General features: G+C 51.1%; 6 protein-coding genes. 5 read left to right on the plus strand and 1 reads right to left on the minus strand.

Annotation, left to right across the window (positions count from 1 at the left end):
• Nucleotides 1–68: 68 nt before the first annotated feature.
• From VFG09_00705 to VFG09_00725, 5 genes are all read left to right on the plus strand, one after another.
• The gene (locus VFG09_00705) at nucleotides 69–524 is read left to right on the plus strand and encodes a hypothetical protein (GenBank protein HET6513657.1); all 456 of its coding nucleotides are present in this window, start codon (nucleotides 69–71) and stop codon (nucleotides 522–524) included.
• A 37-nt stretch (nucleotides 525–561) separates the two neighbouring features.
• Nucleotides 562–2,559 carry a molybdopterin biosynthesis protein gene (locus VFG09_00710; GenBank protein HET6513658.1) on the plus strand — a complete coding sequence of 666 codons (1,998 nt, stop codon included), beginning with the start codon at nucleotides 562–564 and terminating at the stop codon, nucleotides 2,557–2,559.
• Nucleotides 2,560–2,743: 184 nt separating this feature from the next.
• A complete protein-coding gene (locus tag VFG09_00715; protein HET6513659.1) occupies nucleotides 2,744–5,266 on the plus strand; it encodes a PDZ domain-containing protein in 2,523 nt (840 codons plus the stop codon).
• A 67-nt stretch (nucleotides 5,267–5,333) separates the two neighbouring features.
• Complete coding sequence (locus VFG09_00720; protein HET6513660.1) at nucleotides 5,334–6,050, plus strand: arginyltransferase; 717 nt, start codon at nucleotides 5,334–5,336, stop codon at nucleotides 6,048–6,050.
• Between the two features lie 209 nt (nucleotides 6,051–6,259).
• Entirely contained in the window at nucleotides 6,260–7,300 is a 1,041-nt protein-coding gene (locus VFG09_00725) for a sensor domain-containing diguanylate cyclase (protein HET6513661.1), read from the plus strand.
• Nucleotides 7,301–7,527: 227 nt separating this feature from the next.
• Here the strand turns inward: VFG09_00725 and VFG09_00730 are convergent, their stop codons facing one another.
• Complete coding sequence (locus tag VFG09_00730; GenBank protein HET6513662.1) at nucleotides 7,528–8,022, minus strand: UpxY family transcription antiterminator; 495 nt, start codon at nucleotides 8,020–8,022, stop codon at nucleotides 7,528–7,530.
• Nucleotides 8,023–8,586: the final 564 nt, after the last annotated feature.

The raw sequence follows: 8,586 nt of genomic DNA on the forward strand, positions 1-8,586 counted from the left end.
AGATTTTTTCCCGAATACCTATCACATTGAGGCTTTGGCAGTTCTGGGGCTGAGATGAAAGGCGTGCCATGGAAAGTTTGGAAAGAGTGATCGTCTCGAGCGAGGTATCGAGAAGAGCGCACCGGGAACTTTACCACTGTGCTGAAGAGGCATATCGCATGGTCAACGGTGATATCCTGGAGGCCGTAAAGGACTTTTCCGGGGATTTCAGGCGGCTCCACATAGCTTCCACCTGGAAAGATCTCCTCAAACTTGTCTCGTGGACATCTGATCCCAGGATCGGTGATCTCTTTCTCATTCTGAAGAACATCGGCGTGAAGACTGAAGAACTCCTTCCTTTCAGGGAGTCTGACATCGGGGATATCTTCCCCTGGCTCTATTACGGAAAGCGCTTTGACGCCCTCAGGAAGCTCTGCCAGATTGCTAAGACGAACGCAGAGAGACATTTGAAGAACAGGGATACACGGGTTTATACGCATCTTGTTGCGGAAGATCTCGGCAACATTGTGGCGAGCAGCCTCTGAAGGTGCTGAAGATCTCCGTGTGAGATTCTATCAGGGTATGAAAAGAACGATTTATCTCAGTAGCACACCTCTCGATGAGGCACTGACGAGATGGAACAAGAGACTCCATGAGGACAAGCTCGTCCGGCCTCTCCCCCCTGAAACCATAGACGTTACCGAGGCCCTCGGCAGGATAACGTCGGAAGCAGTCGTCGCAAAGCTCTCTTCGCCGTTCTACCATGCAGCGGCGATGGATGGATATGCTGTGAGGTTTGCCGAGACCTTTGGTGCATCTGAGACGACTCCTGTGAGGCTGCGCGTGGGTGAACAGGCCATCCCTGTTGACACGGGAGACCCCATCCCTGACCGTTTCAATGCGGTAATCATGATCGAGGATGTGAATATCGTGAGAAGTGGTCAGTCAGGGGTCAGGAATCAAGAGGTTCAGGGAAGAGCAAAGGAAGGGGGAGTCTGTGGGCACTACGAAGAACATGTCGAAATCATTGAGCCTGCAACTCCCTGGCAGCACGTGAGGACGATCGGAGAAGATATCGTTGCAACAGAGCTTATTCTTCCTGAGAACCACAGGATCAGACCTGTAGATATCGGTGCTCTTCTCGCCGGAGGGTATAGGGAGATTATGGCGAGAAGAAGGCCGAAGGTTGCCGTAATCCCCACGGGGGACGAGATTGTTGAACCCGGGACTGAACTGGTCCGGGGCAATATCATCGAGTATAATTCGCGGGTCCTCGGCGGCCTCGTCACAGAGTGGGGCGGAGAACCTCTGAGACTTCCTATTGTCCATGACGATCTTGGAGAACTCGAGGCAGCAATCGCGGCGGCCTGCGATTCATCGGACGTGGTTGTGGTCAATGCGGGTTCTTCCGCAGGATCAGAGGATTTTACGGCGCAGGCTGTGAGTGAACTGGGGGAGATTATTATTCATGGCATCGGGATCAGGCCCGGAAAACCGGTGATACTCGGTGTCGTACGGGGGAAGCCTGTCCTCGGCATCCCGGGTTATCCCGTCTCTGCATATATAACCTTCGATCTCTTCGCGAGGCCGATGATCTATGCCCTGCAGGGGATGAAGGTCCGGCAGCCTGAGAGGATAAAGGCCCTTCTGTCGAGACAGACAGCGTCACCCTTGGGACAGGAGGAGTTTGTGAGGATGAAGGTTGGGGCCGTAGGGAACAAGATGATAGCAACGCCCATAGGCAGCGGCGCGGGGGTGATCATGTCTCTGGTCAGGGCTGACGGTATCGTGAGGATACCCTCAATGTCCGAAGGGATAGGCGCAGGGTCGCAGGTTGACGTTGAGTTGTTGCGGGATAAAGATGAGATAAGGAACACCATTGTCTGTATCGGAAGTCACGACAACGCCCTCGATGTCCTCGCGAATTCTCTTAAGAAGAGATGCCCCGAATTCTCCCTCTCTTCCGCCCATGTCGGTTCTATGGGGGGTCTCATTGCCCTCAAGAAGGGAGAGGCACACATGGCAGGGACGCACCTCCTCGATGAGGAGACGGGGCTCTATAATATTCCCTATATCCTGAAACTTCTCCCGGACAGAAAGATTGTTCTCATAAACCTTGTTTACCGGCAACAGGGTCTTCTTGTGAGGAAGAGTAATCCAAGGAAGATACAAGGTTTTGAAGATCTCCTGCGGGAAGATGTCGTATTTATCAACAGACAGCAGGGAGCGGGGACGAGGCTTCTCACAGACAAACATCTCAGGGAGCTTGGCATAGATCCCTCCCGGGTGAAAGGATACGAGAGAGAGGAATACACGCATATGGGGGTGGCCTCAGCTGTGTTGACCGGTATTGCTGATACAGGGCTTGCGATCTTGGCCGCCGCAAATGCCCTGGACCTCGATTTTATCCCTGTTGCGCGGGAGCGGTACGATCTGGCGATTCCCTATGATTTCATGGAGCTGGAGATGATAAAGGCCCTCTTGGAGATAATCAGGGAAGACAGAGAGTTCAGAAATGCCGTCGTCAGCCTTGGAGGATATGATGTAAGTGACATGGGGAAGATACTCTATGAATCTTGACGGTGTAGTCGCATACGAAGGCGGACATGCCTCAAAGCCTTCTGCTGACCGGGCTATGGGCTTACGGTCCGCATATGCTGACCAGCTAATAAACCTGACTCTTGCCCGCGAATCGGAAGCCGACCCCGAAGTATTGAATTATGCGGGGCCACGTTAGATCCTTTCCGTATAGTGCAATGAAGGTATGATATCTAAGTGTCTTCACTATGTTTGTTCGATTGGTTTCATCGTGTTCGCCCTGCTTCTCGTGCCACTTTCGTCAGGAGCCGATGATGTTGCCCGGCGGGGAAACGTGGTCCATCACGATATCAAGATTACTATCCACCCTCAGGAGCATCGTCTTATTGCAGAAGACCTGATAACACTGCCGGATGGGTATCAGGCCGAGGTCCATTTTACCCTCCACAGTGGGCTCGATCCCTCATCGTTGACGCCGGGTGTGAGCATTGTGCGTGAGGGAGAAAGGTCCGGTCATGTCCCTGTCGAATCTTACAGGGCCAGACTCCCTCAGGGCCAAAGGAAGTTCAGGCTCACATTCGGCGGAACTCTTTTTCATCCAGGATCATCAGAGAAGGCAGAGGCGAGGGGCTTCAGCCAGACACCCGGCATCGTTTCAGAGGAGGGTCTATATCTTGCGGAAAGTTCTGCATGGTATCCCCTTTTCGATGAACCCTTCATCACCTTTACTCTTAACGTTCATCTTCCTCCTGAATGGGATGCGGTGAGCCAGGGAGAGCGTGTGCTCCATGCACGGGAAGAGGACGCAACGCGCGTGATCTGGGAATCACCGGAGCCGCAGGAAGAGATATTTCTCATAGGCGGTCGATTTACGGAGTACACCAAGCAGGCCAGCCGAGTCATGGCGATGGTCTTTCTCAGGACGCCTGACAGGGAACTCGCGGAAAAGTATCTCGATGCGACAGCTCGATATATCTCAATGTATGAAAAACTAATCGGTCCCTATCCCTATAAGAAGTTTGCCCTTGTCGAGAACTTCTGGGAGACGGGCTTTGGGATGCCCTCCTTTACACTCCTCGGGCCGACAGTCATACGCCTGCCCTTTATCGTCGATACCTCATATCCCCATGAGATACTCCATAATTGGTGGGGGAACAGCGTCTTCCCCGATTATGCAGAGGGGAACTGGTCGGAAGGGCTGACCGCTTATCTCGCCGACCATTTTATGAAGGAACAGCAGGGGAGCGGCGCAGAGTACCGCGAAACAACGCTCCAGAAATATGCTGATTATGTACTTGGGGGGAGGGATTTTCCTCTCACCCAATTCCGCTCGCGCCACAGTTCTTCTTCAGAGGCCATAGGATATGGAAAGGCCCTCATGTTTTTCCACATGCTCCGCCAAGAGCTCGGAGACGAGGTCTTCAGGGCAGGACTCAGGGACTTCTATGGCGAGATGAAATTCAGGTACGCCTCCTTTGATGACCTGAGAAGGAGCTTCGAAAAAGTCTCTGCAAAGGACCTGAAGACAGAGTTTTCCCAGTGGATAACCCGAACAGGGGCTCCGGAGATAAAAGTGACCCATGGAGAAGTGCGGAAAGAAGAGCAGGGTTATATCCTCTCCGCGCGGATCGAACAGGTTCAGGTCGGGGAGGCATATCATCTTCGCGTACCGGTTGCAGTCACCTTGCAAGGCCAGGAGAGGGCGTATCAGACTACGATCATCATGGATAAGAAGGTGATTGATCTCGCAATTCCTCTTCCTTCAAGACCTTTGCGGTTCGATGTTGACCCTGAGTTCGACCTATTCCGAAGGCTTAACAGGGAAGAGATACCACCTGCACTGTCACAGTCGCTGGGAGCGAAGAGGATGCTGATTATCCTTCCGTCTTCGGCAAAGCCGAAGACAGTCGAGGCCTACCGCGATTTCGCGAGTTCCCTGGCGAATTCCGGTCCTGACGAAGTGGATATAAGGCTTGACAGGGATATTGACAGACTCCCTTCTGACAGAGCGGTCACGGTTCTGGGATGGGAGAACCTCCTTTTCTCCCAGACCCTTACGGTCCTTTCAGCTTATGGTGTGAGCATGAAGAAGGGGGGCCTGTTTCTCGGCAAGGCTGAACTTCCGCAGGAGGACCATTCATTTGTGCTTGTTGCGAGAAACCCTGCAAATAAAGAGGTGGCCCTGACATTCATTGCTTCATCTCCGCTCGAAGCCCTGCCAGGTCTCGCGAGGAAACTCCCCCATTACCGCAAATACAGTTACCTCGGATTTACGGGCATCGGGCCGACAAATGTGGCTAAGGGGAGGTGGCCTGTTACCGATTCACCGATGGCGGTACTCCTGGCTGACAAAGGATCGGTCGCTAAAGTTAAGATGGGAGAGCTTGCTTCAAGGGAACCCCTACTTGCAGCTCGTGAAAAGCCCTTGACTGCGACGGCAAAGAATGACGAAAGGAGATCGACTGACTCCGGGAAGGAGAGGAAAGTCAGCCTTGGGACGGTCCCTGATTTCGGCTTCGGCGGCAAAGGGTACCGTCTTTCCGGCGTGGTGCCTGGTTCGCCGGCGGATGCGTGCGGATTGAAGGAGGGCGATATCATAATCAGGATCAATTCGACACCTGTGGCCGGCTTGAAGGACCTTTCCGATATTTTGAAGTCATTGGTGCCCGGGACCTCTGTCTCTATCACCTTCATGAGGGATGGAAAAGAGATGACCGTCGAAACAGAAGTGAAGGTAAAGGAGCGATGAATCCTGAACACACAGTTGGAAGAACATATTTTCATTTAGGTCTGCTCTTCCGGCTGCCGGGTTTAAGATGAAAGGCCGCAGCAACCACCTCTCTCTCTCCTTTCAGGAGGAGGTTCAATGTTCCTATTTTAGGGACGGAAGGACTGCGACGCTTGACTATGTGGTCGCGAGTGAAGAGGAGGCTGGAAGGTTTCACTCCTATCTCTCCCGGGGATACCGGCGTCTCGGAAATCTCTTCTATAGGAATGCCTGTGCAGACTGTTCTGCCTGCATACCTCTTCGCATCGAGACAGCACGGTTTGAGGCGAGCAAGAGCCAGAGAAGGGCGTTAAGGAGAAATAGCGATATAAGACTCGGAATCCCGCATCAAACTATGCTCACTACGAGGAAGGTTGAGCTCTACAGGAAATATGTCCGGTCCAAACACGGCAACAGAGAGCAGGGAGGAGAGAATTACCATACCGTTCTTTCCCTTATCCATTATGGTTATGCTGACACGATAGAGATGGATTACTATCTTGGCGACAAACTGATCGGAGTCGGAATCGTAGACGGGGGAACCGATTCGCTCTCTTCGAATTATTTCTATTACGATATTGATCATCTCGACCGGAGACTGGGTGTCTTCAGCATCCTCAGTGAGATATCCCTCGCAAAGGTCACGGGGAAAAGGTATTATTATCTCGGATTCTGCATTGAAGAGAACCCGAAGATGTCATACAAGAGAGATTTCCGGCCGAATGAGATTCTTGTGAAAGGGGCATGGAGAGAGTATCTGACGTAGAACCTGCAGTGTCTTCTGTTGCACCGAGCAGCGATATTCAGAAAGAGTCTCTATCCGTAGGTTTCCGCGTCCCGATGACAATCGATGGCGTTTGATCCAGCAACAAACACTGTCCAGCTGAAATGCGTCAATAATACTTGCTCACAGAAAGATAGATTGAAGCATTTCTCTTTATCTACCTAACAAGTCCTCTAGTGGTCTGATATAATGTGAAGAAGAAAGAAGGAGGAATCTATGAATGCCTTTATCGAGCTGGTATTATCTGTGCGAGCAGGAGTGGCAAGCAACAATTGAAAGGTCCTGATATGAGTGATTTTGTGGGAGATAGTAGCTTTCTGCAAAAGCTTATAGACGCTGTACCGGCTATGTTGTTTATAGTGGACCATGATGTGAGAATCATCCATTTGAATCGGGCGGCGTCCAAACTTGTGGGATCGTCGAAAGAAAAAGTCTTGATGACGATAGGAGGAGAAATACTTCATTGCATTTATGCCAATGAGACCCCTGAGGGATGTGGACGCTCACAACATTGCCCAGAGTGTGTCATAAGAAATTCCGTGCATAATGCTTTTGCAGGACAAGCAGTCTACGGTGAAACTGCGGCGATGAAACTGAGCCATGACGGCCGCATTGATGATGTCTTCTTCAGTGTGACGACAACTCCTTTTAGCCACGAAAATAGCGCCTTTGCTCTTCTTATACTGGACGACATTTCGGCACAAAAGAAAATTGAAGAAGCTTTAAGCAAGGCCAACGAGCTCCTTGAGCAGCAGGCAATGACGGATCCCCTTACTGGCATTTATAACAGACTGAAATTTGATGAGATGTTTATGAAAGAAATAAGCAGGTCCAAGCGGCACAAAATTCCGTTCTCGCTCGTTATGTTCGATATAGATCATTTCAAAACGATAAATGACACCTGTGGTCATCATATAGGCGATACTGTCTTGCAGCAACTTACAGCCCACATATCGCAACATGTGAGGGAACACGACTGTTTTGCCCGGTGGGGAGGCGACGAATTCGTGATTTTGTTGACACACAATTCTTTGGAGACAGCGGCACGCTTTGCAGAAAACCTTCGCGCTGAAATAGAAGCATTATGGATCAGGGGACTGCAGAGGATCACTTGCAGTTTTGGTGTGGCTCAACTTAATGATGACGATGATATCTTTAGCCTCACGAAGCGAGCCGATGAGGCGCTTTATAAGGCGAAAGCATCTGGAAGAAATCGCGTAGAAAAATCATAGGAGTTATCACTTGTTGTGGTCTTTCCTGTCTATCCTTTGCCCGCCATACCGCCGGGGTGAAAGAGCATGCTTATGAAAGCGGGTATCATTATCTGTTAAATTCCGCTCGTACTCTGTAGGATAATGAAAATACTCTAAAGTTTCGACTTCTGTGAGCAGGGCTGCGACAGAAAAAGATTGACGGCAGAGCTCAGAGCCTGACCGTACCCAGCAAGCCAACAAGAGAGTCATGCTTCCTCGATGTCATCGGCGTAGATTTTGACGCCGATGCTCCTGCCGAGGAGCTCTATATTTACTACGAAGGTACACTGGTCCTCCTTCCTCTGGAGCACCCCCTCAGATCCCTGCAAAGGACCTGATCTGACCCTTACCCTTGTCCCCTCCTTGAGATGGGGATAAATGTCAAGGAGCTGTCCGCTACCGACCATGAGCTTGAGGGAGTCAATTTCCTCATTTGCGACCGGCGTGGGGTAGCCTGGCTCGGCCGAGAGGAGGTTCATTGCTCCTCTCGTCTTGAGAACGCCCACGAAATTTTCCGGGGAAGGATGCAAACGGACGAACAGATAACCTGGGAAAATGGGAAAGTCGATCCACTTTCGTCTGTCCTTCCACTGTCTCAGTTTTCTGACCGTAGGAAGGAAGGTCTCTATCTGCTTTTTTGTGAGTTCATCATGGACGAGAAATTCGTGATTCGACTTCACGTAGAGGGCATACCAGTTCATTTTTGCACAGCCATGCTCCCATCTGATGAGCTACTTGCCCGTTCGATAACGCTGGCAGAGCCAGACAGATCCCCTTGGCCAGGGACGCACGCACCCTTTCTCTTCTTCATTATATCAAGTCGTCAGGCAGGCGAAACAGGTGAAGTGGGATCTTTCATGAACCGCGTGGAAAAGAGATCATACGTGAGAAAGCTGGCCGTAATCGCAGAGAGTCTGTCCCGCCCTGAAGCCCTTAAAGACTATGGCGCCTAATAAAAAAAGAGGCCGCCTTCTATAGGATTACCTCTTGATTTTCATGGAAGCCTGGGCGGTTTCGAACTGCCGACCTCTGCCGTCACAGTGCAAGAACTGACATGCTTACTAATACCGGCAGAAGAACTCTGCACGCACAAGTGGAAAGCATCGGCGCGTCTTCCATCCAGCAGAACTAAACCGCTTGCGCGGTGGTAACGAGTAGTCAGTCAGTTCCGAAAAAATAGACCTCTCTTTGTGTTGTCAGGCTTTGGCCTGTTCAGTCCGCCCTTGCTGATCAATTCTTGTCATTTTACAATCTTCTTCTGACGG

Source organism: Thermodesulfovibrionales bacterium, from assembly GCA_035686305.1.
Lineage (GTDB): Bacteria > Nitrospirota > Thermodesulfovibrionia > Thermodesulfovibrionales > UBA9159 > DASRZP01.

Excerpts from the sequence above, each read along its gene's own strand:
- VFG09_00705 (HET6513657.1), top strand. The coding sequence starts at position 69 with ATGGAAAGTTTGGAAAGAGTGATCGTCTCGAGCGAGGTATCGAGAAGA.
- VFG09_00710 (HET6513658.1), top strand. The coding sequence starts at position 562 with ATGAAAAGAACGATTTATCTCAGTAGCACACCTCTCGATGAGGCACTG.
- VFG09_00715 (HET6513659.1), top strand. The coding sequence starts at position 2,744 with ATGATATCTAAGTGTCTTCACTATGTTTGTTCGATTGGTTTCATCGTG.
- VFG09_00720 (HET6513660.1), top strand. The coding sequence starts at position 5,334 with ATGAAAGGCCGCAGCAACCACCTCTCTCTCTCCTTTCAGGAGGAGGTT.
- VFG09_00730 (HET6513662.1), bottom strand. The coding sequence starts at position 8,022 with ATGAACTGGTATGCCCTCTACGTGAAGTCGAATCACGAATTTCTCGTC.